Annotated in this window: 23 protein-coding genes; 11 read left to right on the plus strand and 12 right to left on the minus strand. The window is 43.0% G+C overall.

Annotated elements, in window-relative coordinates:
• Positions 1-101: 101 nt before the first annotated feature.
• A complete protein-coding gene (gene grxD, locus NSTC745_RS02385; RefSeq protein ID WP_096536767.1) occupies positions 102-425 on the plus strand; it encodes a Grx4 family monothiol glutaredoxin in 324 nt (107 codons plus the stop codon).
• Between the two features lie 342 nt (positions 426-767).
• Here grxD and NSTC745_RS02390 read toward each other — a convergent pair whose 3' ends face one another.
• Positions 768-1,016 carry a DUF6761 family protein gene (locus NSTC745_RS02390; protein ID WP_073641169.1) on the minus strand — a complete coding sequence of 83 codons (249 nt, stop codon included), beginning with the start codon at positions 1,014-1,016 and terminating at the stop codon, positions 768-770.
• A gap of 581 nt (positions 1,017-1,597) precedes the next feature.
• Here NSTC745_RS02390 and NSTC745_RS02395 point away from each other — a divergent pair.
• Positions 1,598-2,368 carry a response regulator transcription factor gene (locus tag NSTC745_RS02395; RefSeq protein WP_445635718.1) on the plus strand — a complete coding sequence of 257 codons (771 nt, stop codon included), beginning with the start codon at positions 1,598-1,600 and terminating at the stop codon, positions 2,366-2,368.
• An 80-nt stretch (positions 2,369-2,448) separates the two neighbouring features.
• Here the strand turns inward: NSTC745_RS02395 and NSTC745_RS02400 are convergent, their stop codons facing one another.
• From NSTC745_RS02400 to NSTC745_RS02415, 4 genes are all read right to left on the minus strand, one after another.
• Positions 2,449-3,219: an ABC transporter ATP-binding protein gene (locus NSTC745_RS02400; RefSeq protein WP_445635719.1), complete on the minus strand. Its 771-nt coding sequence runs from the start codon at positions 3,217-3,219 to the stop codon at positions 2,449-2,451.
• Positions 3,220-3,398: 179 nt separating this feature from the next.
• Positions 3,399-3,956 carry a hypothetical protein gene (locus tag NSTC745_RS02405; protein WP_445635720.1) on the minus strand — a complete coding sequence of 186 codons (558 nt, stop codon included), beginning with the start codon at positions 3,954-3,956 and terminating at the stop codon, positions 3,399-3,401.
• Positions 3,957-4,010: 54 nt separating this feature from the next.
• Positions 4,011-4,472 (minus strand): DUF4079 domain-containing protein, encoded by a 462-nt coding sequence (locus NSTC745_RS02410; RefSeq protein WP_445635721.1) that lies wholly within the window; start codon positions 4,470-4,472, stop codon positions 4,011-4,013.
• A 259-nt stretch (positions 4,473-4,731) separates the two neighbouring features.
• Positions 4,732-5,127 carry a DUF1830 domain-containing protein gene (locus NSTC745_RS02415; RefSeq protein ID WP_096536762.1) on the minus strand — a complete coding sequence of 132 codons (396 nt, stop codon included), beginning with the start codon at positions 5,125-5,127 and terminating at the stop codon, positions 4,732-4,734.
• A 585-nt stretch (positions 5,128-5,712) separates the two neighbouring features.
• Between NSTC745_RS02415 and NSTC745_RS02420 the strand changes: the two genes are divergently transcribed.
• The 4 genes from NSTC745_RS02420 to NSTC745_RS02435 all read left to right on the plus strand — a co-directional run bounded on the left by NSTC745_RS02420 (position 5,713) and on the right by NSTC745_RS02435 (position 9,689).
• Positions 5,713-7,305 (plus strand): photosystem II high light acclimation radical SAM protein, encoded by a 1,593-nt coding sequence (locus NSTC745_RS02420; RefSeq protein ID WP_445635722.1) that lies wholly within the window; start codon positions 5,713-5,715, stop codon positions 7,303-7,305.
• 114 nt (positions 7,306-7,419) lie between these two features.
• Complete coding sequence (locus NSTC745_RS02425) at positions 7,420-8,808, plus strand: DICT sensory domain-containing protein (RefSeq protein ID WP_445635723.1); 1,389 nt, start codon at positions 7,420-7,422, stop codon at positions 8,806-8,808.
• On the plus strand, positions 8,805-9,443 hold the full coding sequence (locus tag NSTC745_RS02430) for a pentapeptide repeat-containing protein (RefSeq protein ID WP_445635724.1): 639 nt from the start codon (positions 8,805-8,807) through the stop codon (positions 9,441-9,443). Before NSTC745_RS02425 ends, NSTC745_RS02430 begins: the two co-directional genes overlap by 4 nt.
• A 3-nt stretch (positions 9,444-9,446) precedes the next feature.
• Positions 9,447-9,689 carry a hypothetical protein gene (locus NSTC745_RS02435; RefSeq protein ID WP_445635725.1) on the plus strand — a complete coding sequence of 81 codons (243 nt, stop codon included), beginning with the start codon at positions 9,447-9,449 and terminating at the stop codon, positions 9,687-9,689.
• Between the two features lie 11 nt (positions 9,690-9,700).
• Here the strand turns inward: NSTC745_RS02435 and NSTC745_RS02440 are convergent, their stop codons facing one another.
• The 3 genes from NSTC745_RS02440 to clpS are packed head-to-tail and all read right to left on the minus strand — an operon-like array spanning position 9,701 to position 11,857.
• A complete protein-coding gene (locus tag NSTC745_RS02440) occupies positions 9,701-10,633 on the minus strand; it encodes a S1 RNA-binding domain-containing protein (protein WP_445635726.1) in 933 nt (310 codons plus the stop codon).
• A 56-nt stretch (positions 10,634-10,689) separates the two neighbouring features.
• Positions 10,690-11,520 (minus strand): lysostaphin resistance A-like protein, encoded by an 831-nt coding sequence (locus NSTC745_RS02445; protein WP_445635727.1) that lies wholly within the window; start codon positions 11,518-11,520, stop codon positions 10,690-10,692.
• Between the two features lie 55 nt (positions 11,521-11,575).
• Positions 11,576-11,857 carry an ATP-dependent Clp protease adapter ClpS gene (gene clpS / locus NSTC745_RS02450; protein WP_073641179.1) on the minus strand — a complete coding sequence of 94 codons (282 nt, stop codon included), beginning with the start codon at positions 11,855-11,857 and terminating at the stop codon, positions 11,576-11,578.
• Positions 11,858-12,156: 299 nt separating this feature from the next.
• On the opposite strand from clpS, the gene NSTC745_RS02455 reads away from it, so the two are divergent.
• Positions 12,157-12,522, plus strand: a complete 366-nt coding sequence (locus tag NSTC745_RS02455) for a hypothetical protein (protein WP_445638512.1) — start codon at positions 12,157-12,159, stop codon at positions 12,520-12,522.
• A 167-nt stretch (positions 12,523-12,689) separates the two neighbouring features.
• Here the strand turns inward: NSTC745_RS02455 and NSTC745_RS02460 are convergent, their stop codons facing one another.
• The 3 genes from NSTC745_RS02460 to NSTC745_RS02470 all read right to left on the minus strand — a co-directional run bounded on the left by NSTC745_RS02460 (position 12,690) and on the right by NSTC745_RS02470 (position 14,356).
• The gene (locus tag NSTC745_RS02460) at positions 12,690-13,865 is read right to left on the minus strand and encodes an LL-diaminopimelate aminotransferase (protein ID WP_445635728.1); all 1,176 of its coding nucleotides are present in this window, start codon (positions 13,863-13,865) and stop codon (positions 12,690-12,692) included.
• A gap of 45 nt (positions 13,866-13,910) precedes the next feature.
• Entirely contained in the window at positions 13,911-14,051 is a 141-nt protein-coding gene (locus tag NSTC745_RS02465; protein WP_445635729.1) for a hypothetical protein, read from the minus strand.
• A 104-nt stretch (positions 14,052-14,155) separates the two neighbouring features.
• Positions 14,156-14,356, minus strand: coding sequence for a hypothetical protein (locus NSTC745_RS02470; protein ID WP_096536754.1), 201 nt, complete (start codon positions 14,354-14,356; stop codon positions 14,156-14,158).
• 469 nt (positions 14,357-14,825) lie between these two features.
• Here NSTC745_RS02470 and NSTC745_RS02475 point away from each other — a divergent pair, with 469 nt between their 5' ends.
• From NSTC745_RS02475 to NSTC745_RS02490, 4 genes are all read left to right on the plus strand, one after another.
• Complete coding sequence (locus NSTC745_RS02475) at positions 14,826-15,155, plus strand: STAS domain-containing protein (protein WP_445635730.1); 330 nt, start codon at positions 14,826-14,828, stop codon at positions 15,153-15,155.
• A gap of 159 nt (positions 15,156-15,314) precedes the next feature.
• Entirely contained in the window at positions 15,315-18,020 is a 2,706-nt protein-coding gene (locus NSTC745_RS02480) for a TIGR03936 family radical SAM-associated protein (RefSeq protein WP_445635731.1), read from the plus strand.
• A gap of 1,441 nt (positions 18,021-19,461) precedes the next feature.
• Positions 19,462-21,576, plus strand: coding sequence for an Rne/Rng family ribonuclease (locus NSTC745_RS02485; protein WP_445635732.1), 2,115 nt, complete (start codon positions 19,462-19,464; stop codon positions 21,574-21,576).
• 8 nt (positions 21,577-21,584) lie between these two features.
• Entirely contained in the window at positions 21,585-22,262 is a 678-nt protein-coding gene (locus tag NSTC745_RS02490; protein WP_445635733.1) for a ribonuclease HII, read from the plus strand.
• An 8-nt stretch (positions 22,263-22,270) separates the two neighbouring features.
• On the opposite strand, the gene NSTC745_RS02495 is transcribed toward NSTC745_RS02490, so the two are convergent.
• Positions 22,271-22,858, minus strand: a complete 588-nt coding sequence (locus NSTC745_RS02495) for a DUF1997 domain-containing protein (protein WP_445635734.1) — start codon at positions 22,856-22,858, stop codon at positions 22,271-22,273.
• Positions 22,859-22,878: the final 20 nt, after the last annotated feature.

Here is a 22,878-nt window from a genome sequence, read left to right on the forward strand (position 1 = left end):
AAAGGTTAACCCTTGTCTGTACAAGAGTTAGGAGTGATAAATTTTTTACTCTTTACTCCTAATTCGTGATTGTTCAATGTAACATAGGAAACACGAATACCATGACACCAGAACTCAAAGAGAAAATCGATAAATTGGTAAAAGACAACAAGATTTTGGTTTTCATTAAGGGAACCAAGTTAATGCCCCAATGTGGTTTCTCCAACAATGTTGTGCAAATTCTGAATACTTTGGGAGTTCCTTTCGAGACAGTTGACATTCTCGCAGATAATGAAATCCGCCAAGGAATGAAGGAATACTCCAACTGGCAGACATTTCCCCAAGTGTATATCGATGGTGAATTCGTTGGTGGTTCAGACATTATGATTGAACTCTACCAACAAGGTAAATTGCAAGAAAAGGTAGAAGTAGCACTAGCTTCGTAAGCATAGGGCATAGGGAGGTGTGGAAGGTGTGGGAGGAGAGGGAGGTGTGGGAGGATGGGGAAGAAATCTTTTCCCCCTTTCTCCCCACACTGCCCACACTTCCCCATCTCCCTCATCCCAGTCCCTTTCCCCAAGGCGTTGCCATCTCCCCACTGCCCATTTCTAAAAGCCAAAAATCCCCTCAGTTGCATTGGCAAGACCAATACAGGGCTGAGGGGATAAGTTTTATCAATACAATATCTCCAAAATTCCACACCACAAGAACCCGTTGACCAATACAAATAATATGCTATAATTATCTGCGTTGATTTACGGTTACTATTAATGACCAAGCAAGCGGTATTAGTAGTAATCGGGTTGTGGCTGTGGTTGCGGCACTGCAAAGTTTGATGCATCGTACAAGTAGCGGCTGGCTTCCTCTTCTAGGCGATGAATCAGAAAGGGTTCAATGGTGTTGCCGTGTCGCAGTGCGGCTAGATATCCATCCAAATACATCCGCATATCATCCATACGATAACCGCGATTCCATAACTCGACGAAGGCGTCAGTGAGTCTTTGGTAATAGCGAATGGTTTGTGTGTCTTGGAGCATAACTGCTGTATTAATGTCTTTGGAATGAGAATTGTAAATGATTCACGTTCAAATGTGAAGTGTAATTTCACTTTGACATCGATTAAAAATAAACATATGTCTTTCGGTTAGCACTCTCCTAGTAGCTACAAACTACTTTAATCGTATTCCAGAAAACACCTATTTTACTTATTTGCTAAGGGATTTTTATGATTTTGCCTGCCAACAGAGAGATTTTATTAGTGCTATATTCATGGATATAACCACTAAATCTCTTCCTCAAGAATCACTTTTCCATGAGGCTGGAAAGCTTTTTTCTTAAGGAGTAGCTATTCGGTTTATGGTTTCTGGATCTCATAGCCATCAAGAAACAGAATATTTAAGTTAGAAGAACTTTTGATAAGTTCGACAACTCTTTTTATAAGTTTAACAAAAATTTAAGAATATTTCTAATGCCCTTTTGTCAAGGACAAATTAAAGATATTGGGACTTTTTTTATGAGGAAATGTAAAGCTAATAGCAGTTGAAGTAACAAAGGCTACAAAACCTTAGACATGGGCTTGTTACTTTGAAAGTCATCGACGCTAAGGGGTCTTGCCACCGTGGGTTCGGTTTGTATAGAAATCATTGAAGGGAATCCCCATCTAAGGTCGTTGCTAGGTTGGCACTTGCAACAACTGGAATACCGGGTGCATCAAGCTGCCAGTATTTATCAAGCAAGGGAAGTATTTTTAAGCCATCAACCAACACTCGTGGTTTTGGATGCAGATCTTCCTGACGGTGATGGCATTGAATTTTGTCGTTGGTTGCATCGTCAGCAACAGCCTTTAATCTTAATGCTATCTGCCCGCAATAGTGAAGCCGATATTGTCGCAGGTTTAAAGGCGGGTGCAGATGATTACTTGAGCAAACCTTTTGGAATGCAAGAGTTTTTAGCACGGGTAGAAGCACTGATCCGCCGTAAGCGCACACCTACTGCACCAGCATATTTGGATTATGGTACTTTGCAAATTGATTTAGTTCAGCGCCGCGTCCGCTTCCAGGGAGAGTTTATTGACTTAACACCCCAGGAGTTTAGTTTATTGTACGTTTTAGCACAAGCTGGGGGAGTGCCTCTGAGTAGGTCAGAATTGCTGCGTCGTGCTTGGCCTGATGCCATCGATAACCCTCGTACCATTGATACTCACGTTTTGTCGCTGCGGAAAAAAGTTGAACTCGATCCCCGACAACCTAGCTTGATTCAAACTATCCGCAATGTGGGATACCGTTTTAACATGGAAATTTTGAATAGCAACCTTCCACAGTCACAAACAAAGTTAACTAGAGAGAGATTTAGTAATCAACGTTCAACGCTTAGTAGTAGTCAAGTGTAAAGGGGCATGGGGCATGGGAAAGATAGGTAGAATTATTACTAATTTCTAACTCGTGTCTCCTGTTTCATTAATCCAAAAATTTAAAATTCAAAATCGTCTTGAGATTGTGCTTTTATCAAAGTTTCTCGTAATTCATGCCAGTTGATTTCAGAAACTCTTTGGTTTGTTGATAAATGACCTTGCTGTAAGTGTAATAATCGAGTGCAAAAGATCTGGGCTAAATCAAGTTGCTGATTTACCATCAAAATCGTGGTTTGACGGGTTTGACTCAATTGGATTAAGACTTGTATTAGATGGGAAGCTGCACCAGCATCTAGGGCAGAGGTTGGTTCGTCTAATAATAAAATTTTAGGCTGGATGAGTAAGGCACGAGCGATCGCTACTAATTGTCGCTGTCCCGCAGAAAGCTGCACCTCTGTTCTACCTAGCCATTCATTGGGAATGTGCAGTTGTTCTGTCCAGTAATTGACTCTTTCCTCAATTGCCTGTTTGGACAAACCACGCAAAACCAAAGGATAAGCCAAAGCTTGCCCCACTGTCATCCCCAACAGCTTTGATTCCTGCAACATAAGTGTCACCATCTGGCGTAGTTGTATGACGGGAATTTGGCGATACTCTTGATTTTCTAGATAGATTTTGCCGCTAGTGGGTTCAATGAGGCGGTTTATCAGGCGTAGTAACGAAGTTTTACCAGCGCCCACTGCGCCTACAATGGCTATGCGATCGCCCTGGAATACCTCAAAGGAAATATCCTGCAATATGGGATATCCCAGCTGATTCCCTGAAGCTTGGGTTTTCAGCTTTGTAGACAGATTCACTTGTTCTAGCCTGAGTATGGCGGCATTGGGCATGGGGCATTGTAAACAGATTAACTTGTTCTAGCCTGAGTGTGGCTTTTGCTATGACACTATTCAAGCAAAGTGGGGAGTGAGGAGATGAGGAAGAGGACAAGAAGACAACGAGACAAGAGGACAAGGAGAATAACTCCTAACTCCTAACTCATCACTCCCCATGCCCCATGCCCCATGCCCTATTTTATAGTTAAAGCTGTGGCGATCGCCCAACCATCAACGAACAGTAACAACAGGGTGAATACTAATAAAATCGCATACATCCACGGTTGTGCTAACGGACGAACATCTGTAGTGTCAATATTGGTCTTTGCCTGGACAATCTGCACCAAACGGGCAAATCCAGCTACACGCATTGGTAGTAGATAAGCTTTTCCATCTTGGCTGAGAAAATAATAAACTATACCTCCTTGACCAGTGGTGCGAGGTTTTAACTCTTTGACTTCTGACCAAGGTAAAAACCAGCCTTTACGAAAAAAGCTGGGAACCCAACGGGGGTAACTAACCTGAATTCCTTGTTCGTCTACTATTACTCGTTCAGTCAAAACTGCATACAAGCCAACAAAGCCGATACTAATCCCTACCCATAATAATGCTGGGGGTATTGGTGAGGCTGTTACCTGGGATAAAAAGGGTAAGGGAACTGTGAGTGCGATGTATAGACTCAGCAGCGTTATGCGAATCAAAGGAGAGAGATTAAAAATATAAGCTGAAGTATTGGCTGAATTTGCTGTCACGGCTCAATTACAATGCTTTTCTTCATTGTAGGATAGCTTTTCGTCCTACTTCGCCTAAGGCAAATACTTTTGGACGACACTCCAGCCAGTAACGGATACCCAAGCAAATCCTAGAAACAAAATAATATTTACGGTGATGTGTAAAGGTCTAGCCCAAGGTCGTCTGGCATTAATTTGGGTTGCACTGAAAGCAGACAGTAAAACCAAGGCTACCACAATCAATCCCGCCAGCAAGTGTGACGAGTGTCCTAGAGAACCAAAGTGACCCAAAGTGCCAACAATGCCGATCGCCAGCAATAGTAGCACTAAACTGACCATACTCATACCCATTAAATAGTGCAGCGATCGCACTCCTCTATTTCCGCCCATAAATAACGGAATAAAAGGAAATTGCTGCGAAGTTCTCGCCCGAAACATCCAAACGCCGGTGACTGCTAACATTAGGTATGCCAGCAGGGACAACCCCATCGACCAGGCGGCGATTTTCCACAACCAAAGAAATGAAGGCAGATTCATAAGAATGATTGTAGATGACAATGGCGCATGGGGCATTGGGAAGAGAATTAAGGGACTTCCATCAATCGCTATGTAGGTGGTAGGGGAGACAAGGGAGACAAGGAAGCAGGAGGAGCAGGGGAGCAGAGGAACAAATAACTAATGATTAATGACTAACGACCAATGACTAATGACTAATGACCAATGACTAATGACTGATGACTAATAAAAAAAAGGCTGCTGAATTCAGCAACCCCGAAATTGAGCCAAATTGTTTTTTTTAATCAATAGCTGCTAAACCAGCGATTTGTAAGGGTTTTATACTATCTCCGGTCTTTGTATTAAGTTGCTGCACCATTTTTGTGGTATCTATAGGTTCTTTTCCAAATGATGAGTCTGTATCCAACTCATAATTGCTAGGGTCATCGAGCATCAGGCGATCGCACGGAATCGTATCGGATAAAATTGCACTAGCCATCATACCCGTATGAATCTCAATTTGAGCTGTTCGCGGAGCTTCAAACACTAGGCGTTGCCCTGGAAAGACAACCCTTTCAAAATACCAATTGGGAATATTAGAGATGCGAGCTACCTGTATTTTGCTCGTGGCATTAATGTAGCAGCAGAGAATTTTCCCCGATTGCTCAGGTGGTAGAGGATCTAAAATTTGAGCCATAACTGCTGAGGAGCTTTACGCCACAATTTTACATTAGACTTTCCAAGCCTAGCACTGACTGATCCCCAGTTGCTGTAACTGTGAATACCAACTGAATATTTATAGATTATTTCTATCTAAAGAAATATTTATGGTTATGAAAATTTTGTAATTATTTATGCCTTTTTTGCAATTATACACTATAACTGAAATCTTTAGATATTTTTACTCACTATAAAAAGTTTAATTTTCCCAAGACAGATAAATAGAATATTAATCTGACGACGATCCCTTTGCTTTTCACTTTGCGAACAAGTGAGTTTTGGTGTTCGATCTATCCCAAGGTTAATACAACTAGATGGTCGCTTATTGAATAAACTCAATGTTATCGTAAAGCTATATGAAAAATATCTTCATAAACATCTCTCACTCACATGCATTTAGCGTGCAGGGTAACTTTATTGATTCTTAGAATCGCGAACAAAAAGTTGATAAATATCAATAATCGGCTTCAATGTCAAGCAAGATTGTGATAGATAAAAGCAACCAAAACAAAAACAACCCTTAAAACTGAAGTTTTTCTCGTTTTACCCCAACATTGGCAAGATGGCAGTCAAAACACCCATAATGGAAAATCGAATTCTTTATGTTCGCCTTCCCTGTAACCCCATCTTTCCCATTGGGGTTGTCTACCTCAGCGATAGCGTCCACAAGCAATTTCCCAACATCGAACAGCGCATCTTTGATTTGGGAACAGTACCACCTTTAGACTACAACTCGGCTTTAGATCGGTGTATCGATGAATTTAAACCCGCACTACTAGTATTTTCTTGGCGGGATATTCAAATTTATGCCCCAGTCGGCGGACGTGGTGGTAACCCGCTACAAAACGCTTTTGAATTTTACTACGCCAAGAATCCTCTATTAAAACTACGGGGAGCGCTAGGCGGTTTGCGAATCTTCATCGCTTACTATGTAGAGTTGTGGCGCAACCTGGGCTTAATCAAACGCGGTTTAAAGCGTGCCAAAAAATATAATTCTGATGCCCGTGCAGTTGTGGGTGGTGGTGCAGTCAGCGTATTTTACGAACAATTGGGTAAAACCTTACCCCAAGGGACAATTATTTCTGTGGGTGAAGGGGAAACTCTGCTGGAAAAACTTCTAAGTGGCAGAGAGTTTCGAGATGAACGCTGTTATGTTGTGGGAGAAACTCAACCACGAAAACGGCTAATTCACGAACAACCGACTCCCATAGAAAAAACAGCTTGCAACTACGACTATATCGAAAGTATTTGGCCGGAGTTTAACTATTATCTGCAAGAGCAAGACTTTTATATAGGCGTACAAACTAAGCGTGGTTGTCCTCACAACTGTTGCTATTGCGTTTATACGGTTGTCGAAGGCAAACAAGTACGCATTAATCCAGCAGATGAAGTAGTTGCCGAGATGCGCCAATTATACGATCGCGGCATTCGCAACTTCTGGTTTACCGATGCCCAATTCATCCCCGCACGCAAATTTATCGACGATGCCATAGAACTCTTGCAAACGATCGTCGATTCTGGTATGACAGATATCCATTGGGCAGCTTACATTCGAGCTGACAATTTGACACCACAACTGTGTGAGTTGATGGTGAAAACCGGGATGAACTACTTTGAAATCGGCATTACCAGCGGTTCTCAAGAACTCGTGCGGAAAATGCGGATGGGATATAACCTCCGAACCGTCTTACAAAACTGTCGTGACTTAAAAGCTGCCGGTTTCAATGACTTGGTTTCCGTCAATTACTCCTTTAACGTCATTGACGAACGTCCCGAAACCATCCGCCAAACCATCGCCTACCACCGGGAACTAGAGCGAATTTTTGGTGCTGATAAAGTCGAACCTGCCATCTTCTTTATTGGACTACAACCCCATACCCATTTAGAAGAATATGCCTTCAAAGAGGGCATCCTTAAACCAGGGTATAATCCAATGAGCTTGATGCCGTGGACAGCTAAAAAACTCCTGTGGAACCCCGAACCCCTCGGTTCCTTCTTTGGAGAAGTCTGTTTACAAGCTTGGCGGCAAAATCCCAACGACTTCGGACGCGAAGTCATGAATATTTTAGAAGAAAAACTGGGTTGTGCCGACTTAGAAGCAGCACTTTCTTCACCAATCGAGAGGAAAGAAAAACAGCTAGCGGGTGTATCCTAGAAAACATAAAAAAATATGGGGACATTCAGAATTAAAAATTTTGAATTTCTCCGCCTTCTTTTCCTCAGCATCCTTAGCGCCTGAAGCGGTTCGTTTTTATAAAATCCCAAACTCATGTTAGAAGGTTCAATTCTACAAAAGCTGCAAATAGCTCATCGCCACAGCACCAGGCCAATTCGATTCGGGGTGTACTATAAAAATACCCTAGTATCCCTGTGCCATGCCCTAGAAGACCACATCCTAGCAGACGACGATCGCCCTTTAGTCATCACAGCCTTCCAACAGGGTAAATGGTATCTGCAAGAAGCCGAACGATATGCAGACATCGCCCAACGCAGCGGCGAGATTGTGATTATGGCTGCCCCTGACGGTGGGTTTGCCGAACATCCCACAAGCCTGCTACCGAATGTAGACTTAGTAGCATTAGATTCAGCCGATCCAGTAGCACAAGAGTGGCACTTAATTATTTTGTCGCCAAACTACACAGCAATGGTAATTTGTCAAGAGTTATCAGAGGCTGATTATGGCAGCAGTGGCATACCGACATCAGACTTAGAGCGCAAATTCTATGGTTTGTGGACATTTGAACCAGAGTTAGTGCAAGAGACAGCAGAAATAGCGATCGCTCACATCCAAAAATACAACCCAGAACTGGCGAATAAACTCATTGCCCATAGAGAGGCGATCGTACCATCTAGTGCCAGATTAGAAAACTTGGGTACAGTTGTCTCCCGTGTAGTCGATTATCTCCATACTGGACAAAACAATTTATCCATCCCCACAGCCCTTGGACAACAAACCTTAGATCGGAATTTGGTTTCTAACGAAATCCAAGCATTTTTGCGGATGGCGCAATTGCTAGATATAGCAGATGTCAACAATCCAATGGCAGCTGCCGAAGTAGTAGCACTTGCCGAAGTTGTCGCTCAGCTTTTGGATCTTCCTGCATGGCAGATTAAGAGATTGCGGCTAGCAGCTTTGTTGCATCGCATAGATCCATTACAAAAAGCAGAAAGTGTTCTCACTTCTGGTAAAATACCCACACATTCCCAAGAAGATGCTCCTAGTTGTCCTTTAATACCAGGGGCACAGGTATTGCGAACCATGCCACGGCTGCGAGCAGTTGCCCAAATTATTACTCACCAAACCGAATGGTGGAATGGCACAGGGGAACCAGCAGGTTTAGCTGGAGATGAAATTCCCTTAGAGTCGAGAATTTTGGCATTATTGGCAGACTTTCAGTGGCGAGTAAATCAGCGGAAATCTTCAAATCAGAGTCGTCAAGAAATATTTACTCAAGCTTTAGATGAGTGCAGACAGCAACAATCCACCCGCTTCGATCCTAAACTTGTAGATACCTTAGCTTTATTAGTTATGGGTTTACAACAGGGACTCGACTTACCCATAATGACACCCAAAGTCAGCAGCGGCGTCTGGCTACTCGATTCCCAATGGGATAGCCACAGCAAGACAAGTGAGGAGATTAGTAGTTACCCCAAATGAATATTGAAGCTATCAAATTAGGAAAACTCAAACAACTTCCAGGGGCAAATTTAGAAGACGAGGAACTTTCTCGACTGGATTTAAACCGAATTAATCTTGCTGGTGCCACCCTTGTCGGTGTTAACTTCGCTGCTTCTAAACTCGAAGGTGGGCATTTAGAGGGAGCGAATTTAATGGGGGCGAACCTCCAAGGAACCGACTTGCGGGCGAACCTCATGGGAGCAAACCTGATGCAAGCAGATTTAACCGGCGCTGACTTGCGGGGTAGCAATCTGCGGGGTGCTAACTTGATGGGAGCCAGACTCAGCGATGTATCCTTGGCGGGTGCTTTCATCAGCGGTGCCAATTTGATGAATGTGAACTTGCAAGGTGTGGATTTGCGCGGTGCTGACTTGCGCGGTGCAAACCTAACTGGGGCAAATCTCAAAGGTGCAGACTTGAGTCGTGCTGATTTGCAAGGAGCATTATTGAGTGAAGCAAACCTTGAGGAAGCTGACTTGCGTGGGGCAAATTTGGCAGGGGCAAATTTTACAGGGGCGAATTTGCTGTGTGCAGAGTTAGAAGGTGCGAATTTGAGCGGCGTTAATTTGGATAAAGCGTGTGTGGTGGGTACAGTGGTTGAAACGCGGGGGTAAATAATGACACCCGTGGCAGCAGAACTCCCAATCACCGCCATCGTTCCCATGCTGACCGCGATCGGAAATCGGCAATGGGAACAGTTCAAACAACTGGAGGCAGATTTTGTATCTCAGTATGGGGTAGAGGTCTGGCAAGAGGTTTTTAACTTCCGTCTCAAGCCAGCACTGGATAAAGATTCTGACAGATGGCTACTTATCCAGTGGTGTAGTGAGGGAATTATTTCAGTCAAAAATGTGGGGTAGGTCTAACATTCTTAACTTCCACAACTTTCTAGAATAACTCGACCATTTTTACGATCTAGTTCGGCGATCGTTGCTTTTAAATTGTCATTAATTTTGAAAAATTGGTTTGGATGGTTAACAGATGGATGGAACATTTTTGAGGTCGGTAACAAAGCATATAAATCTCCAATATCAACGAAAACACCATAATCTTTGATGCTCCGTATAGTGCCGCTAACAACTTGACCAACCTGCAATAGTCTGAGTCTGATTGAAACAGAGCGATGGAGCACTACTAAGCGATTATACTCCTCTTTCACTTCTATAATTTTGAGCGGAAGTTCCTCCCCTACTACTAATTCCTCTCTATGCTTATCAACATGAGTAAGAATTACTCCACGCAAACCCTCTATTTTCACTAATGCACCCCTTGAAGTTTTTTTAAGGATTTTTCCATATACTGTTACGTCCTCAGTCTGTAATTGTCGTACCCGTTCCCATGCTGTTCGCATTTCTAGTTTGCGAATTGAAAAAGAAACAGTTGGAGGATGTTCTTGAGAACATAAAAACCAGGAAATCCTTACTGATAAACCATGTCTATGAATATCAAGAAGTTTAGTGTGTACGATTAGGTCTTCTCTATTTATGGAATGACCACATTTTTCAGAAGCCAAATCCAATGCAGTCTCGTACAAGCGATCGCTATCTTTAAGTGTGTCAGGCGAACAATTGGAGAAGAAAATACCGTGTTCGCCATCGTAGTCTCCCACAACTAAAAATTCTCGGATTTCATTTAGTTGCACAGCTTCTTCCGGGGTCTCAATCTCAGCGAATGATAGCTCTATTAATGGCACAAAAGCTAGTTTATCTGTATCAAAATCAACTAGAATACCTGTTGGTTCGAGCTTCGTAATTTTTCCAGCGACGATATTGCCAACTTGAAAGTCAGCTAAAGTGAAGCTCATAATATACTGCGATTAATATGCATCATTATATAAACAATATGGTAACGCTCATCTTATCAAACAAGCGATCGCCTCTGTTGCCCCCATATCAAAAACGCCAGTATACTCATTAAAAATACCCCCATCACTCCTTGTAAAGGATTATTATTGACACCAGTTACCCAATCAGGAACTTGACCAGAATATTTGACTAATTTCCCCACATTAATAATGTAGTAACCCCAGACTAAACCACCATGCAAACCAATGGGAAAACCTAAGCGTCCTCTGCGCCAGCGCTTTCCCCATACCTGCGTTAACCCCAGCAATACTAAAGCTGGAAATTGCGGTAGTGTCTGAATAATTACTGCTAACGGTTTAATAAAGTGCAAAGTTGCAAATGCGATCGCATCTGTCCATAACGCCACACGCGGACTGTAGTCTCGCTGTAATTCATCTAACAACCAACCGCGGAATAATAATTCCTCAGCAAAACCAACGCCTAAAGCGACAATTAAACCTTCTAAAATTACTTTTATCAATAAAACTTTTGGTTGCTGCCAGACTAACCAACCCAAAAAACCTTGTACCCCAAAAAGTATCAGAATATTAATTATCCCCATAGCCAAACCACGGATTAAATCCACACCGTTTTGCCGCGTGAATTCTAAGCCATAATGCCGCAGAATTTGGGGCTGCTGGTAGACATGCTTACCCCAAAGCCTCAAGAGAACAATAAATAACGCATATAACAACACCATTGTCAATATACTTACTAAATTTGAATTATTGACTAGTAGGTATATTGGTGCAGCTAAGGGCAACCATAGCAGCAATAAACTCAAAATAAAATAACCCAACCTAATAGGGGCAGGGCGTTGGGCTAAACGGACAAGCTTTTTTTTCATACAAACTAAGTCAGCGATCGCCAATGACCAATGACTAATGACTAATGACTAATGACTATTCATCAGGTTCAATCGTGCTACTTAAACCGTGACTTTTCAATGTTTCGCAATAGAACTCAGCATGTTCCTGAGCGCAAGTAATGACTAAAGCCATTCCGTTAGTATGAGCTTCCATCATGATACTAACAGCCTGTGGTTGGGTAAGGCTGGGCACAGTAGTTATTAATACCTGTACCACGTACTCCATAGGGTTGTAGTCATCGTTATGGAGCAAAACGCGATAGCGAGGTGCGAGCTTGCGGGAGGTAGAACGCTTTTCAATGGTTTCAACTGACACTGCTCTTTGCTCTTTAATCGTTAATTCACTACAACAAAGCCTCTGTTTAGCGATCGCTTAACAGTTATTTACCTATTCTATAGTATTTCTGTCGAGATACTATGCTAGGAAAACCCTTTGCTGTTAGGGATTAGTCCTATTAGTTTTGGGTAGACACTGATAAACCATATCTCTAAGACATCGTTGCCGTGAGGTGCTACCCTAATGTTACAGAAGCTTCCTTTAAAAGGAGCGCATTCTGGCTTTTAAATTCAAGAACTTACAAAACAATCTTTATCGCCGCCCAAACTGTCTAAATGATGGACATGAACCTAGATTTTCTTCAACCGGGACAAATAGTGTCTTTAAAGCATGGTGAGAGAAATCTATATGCAGAAGTCATTCAATTTGTAGTTTCTCGCCAGTTGTGCTGGGTGCGTCCTTTATTGATGGTCACCTTCATGGAAGAATCCCCCCTGATTACCGATTTACGCGATGCATCTGACCTACTTTGGCCTGCCGATTTATTTCAACCAGCTTTAGACACAGAAGTAATTACTTTATTGAGCCAAGTTTTAGCAAAACAACCAAAAGCTGAGCTTGATCCAGCCGCAAAACAGCAACTCAATCAGTTTATTCACCAACTTTGGCAAGCATCCCAAGAGGGACTGGGGATTGGGGATTAGGGATTGGGGCATGGGGTATGGGGCAAACAGGAGGTGTGGGAAGTGTTGGAGGAGACGGAGGTGTGGGAAGATGGTGAAGAAATCTTTCCCCCCTCTCTTCCCACACTCCCCACACTCCCCCATCTCCCCAGTCCCCAGTCGCCAGTCACCAGTCACCAGAGAGCCATTCACACGTAACGAATGCCAGCATCTCTCATGCGTTGAATTCCTTCTCGCAATCGTTCGTCAGAGATAGTTAAAGCTATTCGGAAAAAGCCTTCTCCACATACACCGTAACCACTGCCAGGAGGGACAACAATGCCACATTTGTCAAGTAGCAAATTCACAAATTCTATTGAGGAATATCCTTGAGGAACAGGCGTCCAGACATAAAGGGTAGCTTTAGGAGGCTGAATTGGCCAACCTAGAGATTGCAGTCCATTGATGATAATGTCACGCCGATTTTGGTAAACCGACATGATGGTTTGGAGTTCTGCCTCTGTGGTATTAGAATAAGCTGCGATCGCTGCTTGTTGAATTGCCTTAAACACCCCAGAATCTACGTTAGTTTTTACCTGGGCCAAACCTTGAATGCCAATAGGATTACCAACAACGAAACCCACTCGCCAACCCGTCATATTGTATGACTTAGACAGACTGTGAAATTCCATAGCCACATCTTTCGCACCCGCAACTTGCAGCACACTAGGCGGTTTGTAGCCATCGTATGCCATTTCTGAGTAAGCGTGATCGTGGCACAGCAATATATCATACTGCTTGCAGAAAGCTACCAATTCTTCAAAAAACTCTAGTGTTGCTAACGCCCCAGTGGGATTATTCGGATAATTAATCCACAATAGCTTTGCTTTGTGAGCTACTTCTTCGGGTATGCTACTCAAATCAGGCAAAAAACTGTTTTCTGCCTTCAAAGGCATAGTAAAAGATTCACCACCAGCAAAAATTGTCGAAGTCCGATACACAGGATAACCAGGATCTGGTATTAATGTATAGTCTCCTGCTTCCACAAATGCTAAGAAAGTATTATGAATTGCTTCTTTAGAACCAATTGAAGAAACAATTTCTGTTTCGGGATTCAACCCTGTCACGCCAAACCGATTTTCCATCCACTTAGCCGCTGTCTCCCGGAATTGCTTCGTACCTTGGTAGGGCGGATAATTGTGCATAGAAGCATCCTCAATCGCCTCATGCATTACCTGGAGAATATGAGCAGGAGTCGGTTTATCTGGATCGCCAATACCCATATTGATGATATCAACTCCCTTAGCAATGAGTTCATTCTGCTTGTGGATAATTTCAGCAAACAGATAGGGAGGGATTTTTTCTAGGCGTTTAGCGAACTGCATGGCTATTTATGAAGAATGCACAATCTAGGTGGTCATTAGCACAGTTTACGCCACCTTAGTATTTAAATAATCAATCTCATAGAAAATAAAACCAAGGTCGCCCTTATTATCAGTGTTGTGTTTCAAGAAGGTACGCTGGTAGGAGCTATCTTCATGTGTGGTGAATTCTTCTTCTTCATTAGCCATGCCGGAGCTAGCATAACTATTTTTTTACAGTTTGATTTCTCTAGTCTTTATTAAATTTACTTAATAATCTGAATCTAAAAACATCTATATCCAAAGACAGAGGATTAATATCCGAGGCTAGAAACCAACTGAATTCGACCAGCATCCATTTCTGACATTAATAATTCTAAAGCTTCATAATCAACGTCAGAAATGTAACCCAGTTGCGTTAGTTCTGAGTTAATTTCATTTTCTATCTCAGGAGTTAATTTTTTAATATCAAGAGCTTTTTCTACCAATTTACGAATAGCGTACCTAGTTCTCATAAGTAATAACCCAACTCTATATGATATTAATTATTCCAGATATATCTAAGTATAAAAAGCGATCGCACACTACTTCATTAGTGATATAGATCACAATTTAAATTAACTAGATAAATAATTTGCTGTGATTTTGCCTAATATCATCGGTAACACTGAAGTGTGACATTTAACTTTCCGTTAAAATTTAGCTAAATTAGCTTAAGTTATAGACTAGGCAAGTTTCCTCAGGAAAGTTACGGATAATTTTTCTGTTTTACTGCTGTCTATGTTGATTGTTTTTGAACTGAGATTAAAAAAAAGTATATACGAGCACATTTTCAACTGGAATTATGACAATCTTTAAACAGACATACTAAAGCAATAAAGATTCAGCAAAGAAACCTAAGACATATGGTCGATGCAACAAAAAAAAGTTTATGTTCAAATAATTCTTACCTTGACGCTTCAATAACTCTCATAGGATGTAACCATGCAAGCAGTGCTTCAGTATCCCAAAATTGCGGTTATTCAACCACAAGGCTCTTTGAATGCTGCAAACGCCTTAGAATTTGAACGAGATCTAACCACGGAGCTCGCAAAAAATGATATTTCCATCTTGGTAGTAGATTTAGGGGCAGTAGAATCTTTAGACAGCGCAGGTTTGATGGCATTGTTATCTGCACATAAACTGGCTTTGGGTTTAGAGAGGAGTTTCCGAATTTGCAATCTTGCTCCCTCAGTTAAAATTATTTTTGAACTGACGCAGCTCGATAGAGTTTTTGAAATTTTAGAAAGCGAAGCCGACTTTTTTGCAACATAAATTCATATAAAAACTACGTAAAACAAGCAAAGTTTAGGCGAGGAGCAGACTTTATGTAAAGGAGTTATAAGTTACAACGATAATTTTTGTTGAAAGGCCTGATTCGATGCTAAGGTTGGGTTTTAGTAACTGTAATTAAGGTAGCTCGAAGATAGCATAGTGGCTGTTGCAGTTGAAAAGCTAATAACACCGGATATTTTAAAACCAGGGCGTTACTTGGGTAACGAGCGCTTAGCAGTACACAAACCTTGGGAAACGACAACAATACGCTGGGTCTTAACCTACCCAGAAGTCTATGAAGTCGGTGCATCGAATTTAGGGCACATCATTTTATATAACATTTTGAATGCCCAAAAGAGCCAATTGTGCGATAGGGCCTACTTACCAGGACAAGATCTATCAGCCAAACTACGGGAAACCAATACACCCTTATTTGCGGTAGAGTCAAAGCGATCGCTAACAGAATTCGACATTTTAGGCTTTAGCCTCAGTTACGAACTGGGTGCAACCAATATCCTAGAAATGTTGGATTTGGCCGGAATACCTTTAACGTGGCGGGAGAGAAGAGACGCAAAGACAAGGGGACGCGAAGACACGGAGAATCAAGAAAATATCGCCGCGTCTCCCCATCCCCCCGTCGCCGCGTCCTCTTCTTACCCGTTGATTTTTGCTGGGGGACAGACAGCGACATCAAATCCTGAGCCTTACGCTGACTTCTTCGATTTTTTCGCTCTTGGAGACGGAGAAGAATTACTACCAGAAATTGGTTTGGTTTTAGAAGAAGGCAAAAAAGCTCTTTTGAGTCGCGAAGAATTGTTACTAGACTTGGCACAGATCCCAGGCGTATACGTCCCTCAGTTTTACGAGATGGCAGACGATGGCTCAGTTCATCCTCTGCGTCCAGATGTCCCCAAACGAATTCTGCGAAGAGTTGCAACCCCTATCCCAGCATATTCCATTGGGTTGGTTCCCTACGTAGAAACAGTACATGACCGCTTGACCATTGAAATTCGCCGTGGTTGCACTCGTGGCTGTCGCTTTTGTCAACCAGGAATGCTGACTCGACCGGCACGGGATGTAGAACCGGATAAAGTGGTAGAAGCAATTGAACAAGGGATGCGGGCAACCGGTTACAATGAGTTCTCGTTACTTTCCTTGAGTTGTTCTGATTATTTATCCCTACCAGCGGTGGGGATGGAAATTAAAAATCGCTTAAGAAATGAAAACATTTCTCTGACTCTACCCAGCCAACGAGTAGACAGATTTGATGAAAATATTGCTAATATCCTTGGAGGTACGCGGCAAAGTGGGCTGACCTTTGCTCCAGAGGCTGGAACTCAGCGGATGCGAGACATCGTGAATAAAGGTTTGACCAATGAAGAATTGTTGCGCGGAGTGAAAACCGCTTGGGAGCAAGGTTGGGATAAAATTAAGCTATATTTTATGATTGGCTTGCCAGGTGAGACAGATGCTGATGTCTTGGGCATTGTCGAAACAGTAAGTTGGCTACAGCGGGAGTGTCGGGGTAAAGGCAGAAAACCCCTAAACTTTAATTTGACAATTTCTAACTTTACCCCCAAGCCGCATACGCCATTTCAGTGGCACTCAGTTTCTACCAGTGAATTTAAGCGCAAACAAAACTTGCTGCGGCAAGAATTCCGCCGGATAAAGGGAGCAAAGGCAAATTTTACCGATGTCCGGATTTCGGCAATGGAAGATTTTATCGGGCGAGGCGATCGCACTTTGGGCAAGGTACTGCGTCGCGCCTGGGAATTGGGTGCAGGTATGGATTCCTGGTATGACAATTTAGATAAAGCTTTTACTGCTTGGGAAGATGCGATCGCCCAAGCTGGTCTAGATTGGAAATACCGCCAAATCGAAAACGGCGAATGGAATGTATTTCAAAAACAGGAGCACTCCCCACTCGGTACAGACGCGATTAATCCCGTCTGTACCCACTCCCTTGACGCTCCCCTACCCTGGGATCATATTGATACTGGCATTGACAAAAAGTGGCTCAAAGAAGACTTGGAACGCGCTCTAGCAGCAGCAATTGTACCTGATTGCTCCTTTGAAGGTTGTTCTCACTGTGGGGTGTGTGGCACTGATTTTGGCCACAATGTCGTCATTGAATCACCTGCTGTGCCGAAATTTGCTGGTGAATTTGTTCCCAACACCACTAGGACACAAAGAATACGAGTTTGGTTTGGTAAAGAAGGTAACATGGCTTTGGTGAGCCATCTTGATTTAATCCGTTTGTTTGACCGAGTTGTGCGGCGAGCAGGCTTGCCAATAGCCTTTACTGGTGGGTTTCACCCAATGCCGCGAATTTCGCTAGCCACCGCTTTGGCTTTAGGAGCTACCAGCAGTGGTGAAATCGCGGATTTTGAGCTAAGGATGCCCGTAGCAATTGATACTTTTAAAGCACAGCTAGCTAGGGAAATGCCTACAGACATACCTATATATAATGTGGCGCAAATCGATTTAAAAGCGAAAGCCGCTAGCCAACTTTTAGAGGCAGCAGAGTATTTGATGACTATAGCAGCATCAAATGAAGTGACACCTGCACAATGGCAAAATTGGATTGATACCATTAAAGCCAAAGACGAACTCTGGTACGAGCAAACAACTAAGTCAGGCAAAAGCCAGTTAATAAATCTGCGCGATCGCTTGTTTGAATTGGAATTGGTAGAAACCGACAATAATACGCCAGAATCCATATCTGTTGTTCGTTATGTAGGCAGCTACCGCCAAGATGGTTGGCTTTTGCGTCCAGAACAAATCGTGTTTATGTTAGAGGCAGTAGCTAATGTAGAATTTCAAATCCTACACATCCACCGCAATCGCCTAGTTTTAGGGGTATAATCCCTCTATGGCAACTTGCTAGTAGTTGTCATAAGATGGCACATCATAGGAATTGATTTTTAGCAAGGTTGCGTTAGAATGAGATGAAGAGAAATTTTCTGGCGCTGCATTGAATTAGCTGGTTCACTACCCTCGCATTCAGGGGGCGAAAGCAAAGATATTAGAGTGCAACTTCTAGGATTTTATCCCAGACAAACTGAGGCAGATTAAAGAACACACACTCTCTCTATAGCTAACTTGTGAATCAGTAACGAACAGCAGGCTCGGTTAGGTTCTCTAACTCCATGCTTTTTAAACAACTGCTGAATGTCTAATCCACAGTAGTGCCCAAGAGCCAGTGCGTTACTCTTGTAGAGTTGTATTCCTTTGGAGAACTCGCGATGAAAGCAACTGCCGTTGGTTATGCCGACTTCTAGAAGCCCACAGACGCGCAAAGCCAAAACGCAGTTTCCCGTAGGCTAGAGCAACTTCAGGTAGAGTAGCAACTGGTGTTGCTGAATATAACCCTAAGGATAAATCTGGGGAATGGAAAATAGAAGTAGTTTTTTTTTGTTAACGACTTCAGTAGGTTACTCTCAAATCAAATATCCTGAATTCAAAGTTGACTCAGGATTTAGTACTTTCAACTCAGAACTCTCTTTCAAAGAGGGTATTACATCAAAAATCAACCACGGACGGTTGATTTAATTGCTTAAACAATATGAATATGCAGCCGTTCTGGAATAATCAAGCGTGTGAAAGCTCTTAAGAGTATTAATAGCTATTTAACTCAGAAGCTCAGGTTGACTTCCAATTTTCAATTTTAGATTTTGCGTACTCCTAGGTCGAAGCAAGCTACGCGTAGCGTGTCGGAGACAAAAGTTGAGTCAGTCGTTTGGGTGAGTTTTTGCATTTGTACACTGGCATTTGAGCGGAGGAAACCTCCGGCCAAAGCTTTTCAAGACAGATTTTAGATTGTTTTTTTCATTCATGCCCCACCTTTGTGGGTCGAACTAATCTTAAATCATCAATCTAAAATCCTTAAGCTTTTTGCCCTGGTAGTGTGTTTCAATCAAAAATCCTAAATCTAAAATCCAAAATTGCTTGACGATTGTTATTACCAGTAGCGTCTTTTTAGGCTTACAGGAATAAAAGGTATAATATCGAACTGGAATTACACAGAAAATGAAAACTGACGCAAAGACGAGACATGTGCTAACAACGGGTTACCCGAATTGTTTGCCTTTAGCGTTTCCGTTCCCAGCAGGGTAGGGTAGCAACTGCCGTGTCAAAAGAAGTTTGAGCTAAGGCTAAAGAGTTCTTCTTGGGAGTACTAGTGATAACTGTAACATTGTCTCAAAAGACACGGGGATGCAAGGACTTTTCATTTACAAGTAATTAACCGGACTCGATCCAACAAACCTCTAGACCTGTTAGTGCTGCCAATTTTTGAGGAAATTGAATGCCAAAACAAATTATTATCGCCGAGCAGCACCAAATTGCTGCGGTTTTTTCTGAAGATCAGATACAGGAACTGGTTGTTGCTACCGGTCATCATCAAATAGGTGATATCTACTTAGGAGTAGTAGAAAACGTATTACCTGGAATAGATGCAGCTTTCGTTAATATTGGTGACCCAGAGCGCAACGGCTTTATTCACGTTACGGACTTGGGGCCATTAAAGCTAAAGCGTACTGCAGCAGCAATCACAGAACTATTAGCACCACAACAGAAGGTGTTGGTTCAAGTGATGAAAGAGCCAACGGGAACAAAAGGGCCGAGGCTTACGGGTAATATCACCTTACCCGGACGTTATGTGGTACTGATGCCCTATGGCAGAGGCGTAAATTTATCCCGACGGATTAAAAGTGAAAGCGAGCGCAACCGCTTGCGGGCGTTAGCGATTTTGATTAAACCGGCGGGAATGGGTTTGCTGGTGCGTACAGAAGCAGAAGGCAAACCAGAAGAAGCGATTATGGAAGATTTAGAGGTGCTGCAAAAGCAATGGGAGGCGATCCAACAGGAAGCCCATTCTACCCGCGCCCCAGCACTGCTCAACCGGGACGATGATTTCATTCAGCGCGTATTGCGAGATATGTACGGCGCAGATGTGAATCGGATCGTTGTGGATTCTAGCACTGGTTTGAAGCGAGTTAAGCAGTATTTACAGAACTGGAGTGGAGGGCAAACACCTCAAGGGCTGCTAATCGATCATCATCGCGATCGCTCGCCAATTTTAGAGTATTTCCGGATTAACGCCGCCATTCGAGAAGCCCTGAAACCAAGGGTAGATCTGCCTTCTGGGGGTTACATCATCATTCAGCCGACTGAGGCATTAACAGTAATTGACGTTAACTCCGGTTCCTTTACGCGATCGGCAACAGCCAGAGAAACAGTTTTGTGGACAAACTGCGAAGCTGCAACAGAAATTGCTCGGCAGTTGCGTCTGCGAAATATTGCCGGGGTGATTGTCGTTGATTTTATTGATATGGAATCGCGACGCGACCAACTGCAAGTTCTGGAACACTTTAATAAAGCACTCAAAGCAGACAAAGCTCGTCCCCAGATTGCTCAACTAACTGAACTAGGTTTAGTAGAACTGACTCGCAAGCGTCAAGGTCAAAATATTTACGAATTGTTTGGTGAAACTTGCCCCACCTGTGGCGGTTTAGGACATACTGTGCGTCTGCCGGGAGAAATCGAAAACCGATTCCCCACACCAGCAGAAATGCCAGAACGCGAGCGTTTTGTTTCTCCTCTGCCTCACAGAGAACCGCGTCAGCCATCTGCCCGCATCCCAGAACCACGAGAAACCTATGATGGATTTGGGGAACCATTCGATGGCGACTCGGAATTGAGTAATCTCAATCTGATCAATCATCCAAGTTATCAAGAACTTAACGATAATAAGCGTCGTACCCGGACTCGTCGCAGTCGTATTGGTGGTATTAACGGATTAAATGGGAAAGATGAAGCCAGGACTAGCACTAATCCACTGGCTTTTGTCAACGAGCCAGACTTAGACCTTGATGGTGAACCAGAACTAGGAGTCACACCAGAAATTCCTTCACCCACCCTTGGTAAGCCAGGTTGGAGCGAAAGAATAGAGCGCACTAAAATTACCAAAGCAGAGCCAGTCAAACCAGTGGTAGAACCACCGGAAATTAGGACTGTAGAAATGACACTCCAAGAACAGGATATGTTTGCCTTAATGGGAATCTCTCCCTTGGTCAAACTGGAGCAAGAAGTTAAAAATCCCAAGTCTGTGATTATTAACGTGATTCAGCCCGGACAACTGCCAATGACACCAACTGAATCAATTCCAGAACCAATTACTGTTCAAAGAGCAACATCTGAACTGACTCCAAGCAGAGTGCCGATACCAAAAGTTATTGAGCCAGAACAAAAATCCTCAATCCCAGAAACAATCCAAGAAATCCAAGAGACAAATGAACCATCAGGGTTTACTGACAGCCCTTCAACACCCCTGGCGAACGCAGATGAAAGTGATGTAAGTAGCACCACCACAGCCAACCGTCGCCGCCGCCGTCGTTCCTCAGCCATCGACGACAACTAATTTGCCTTATGGTAGAAACACAGCAAACTGCTGCTGATTGTTCGCCAGCACTTCTGGAAGAATCCAGTTGGCTGGAGTTTTCTACCCTGTCAGAGATTTCGGGGCTAGTTGCAGGTGTAGATGAAGTAGGCCGAGGCGCTTTATTTGGCCCTGTGGTGGCTGCGGCCGTTATCCTGCCAGATTATGCTTTGCCAAAACTAATGGCAGCTAAAATTAAAGACAGTAAAAAATTGTCTAGTCAAAGAAGAACTCAGCTAGCACAACAAATTTGTGGACTAGCTGTAGATTGCAAAATTGGGTTTGCTTCCACTGCCGAAATTGACAAGATAAATATTTTGCAAGCGACGCTGTTAGCAATGAAGCGGGCTGTACTAAAGTTAAAAATACAGCCAGCACTTTGCCTAGTTGATGGCAATCAGTCAATTAAAGACTTGCTAGTGCCGCAACAAACAATAGTCAAAGGAGACGAGCGATCGCTTGCTATTGCCTCTGCCAGTATTGTTGCCAAGGTTTGGCGTGACGAGTTGATAATGCGTCTAGCATCAAAATACCCAATGTATAACTTGGAGCGTAACAAGGGTTACGGTAGCCAGCTGCATCTGCTGGCTTTGCAACAATACGGCCCATCGCCACTACATCGCAAGTCTTTTCGTCCTTGCCAAATCAAAGTGCTTGATGGGGAGTGATGCAATAATTACTCAGGATTCAACATGGGCAGTTTACCAGTGTCGCCGCCAATTCCTTGATTTTTCGTTTGTAATATCACCCACTGGCGATAATCTGCCAAAAGTTGATGTAATAGCCTTTGCTTGACCGTTAACAGCACGCTTTTGAGCAAACCATTGCCAGTAGCCTCTAAAATTGGCTTGGGAGTCAGGGAAAATGGTGGTGGCAAATCTATCTGTACTTCTAAATCAGCTCTTCCTTGCAAGCGAGTACCTGTGCTTACCTGTTTGGGAGATAAATACCCTTTTAAATTGAGAGCAAAACGCTGATTAATATACTCGAAACCTAGAATTTCACAGCCTAGCGATCGCAAATAAATTATGTCATTTGATTCTACCCAAACTCTCATGTCTACAGTCGGTTGAATACTTAGCGACATAAAAGTCAGCGGACGCATTTTCAAGCGAAATATCTCTTCAGAAAGTTGCTGAATGCGGCTATTGTCAACCAATGCCTTAACCAGACGTTGAGGCTGACGCAAATAGTACTGAATCGGAATAGGCTCCTCTGGAACGGCTATTTCAACCGATTGGGAGGCTGTAAATCGGGTAGCCATGAGCGAATAAAAGTATATGT

It is taken from the genome of Nostoc sp. DSM 114161 (genome assembly GCF_052692665.1).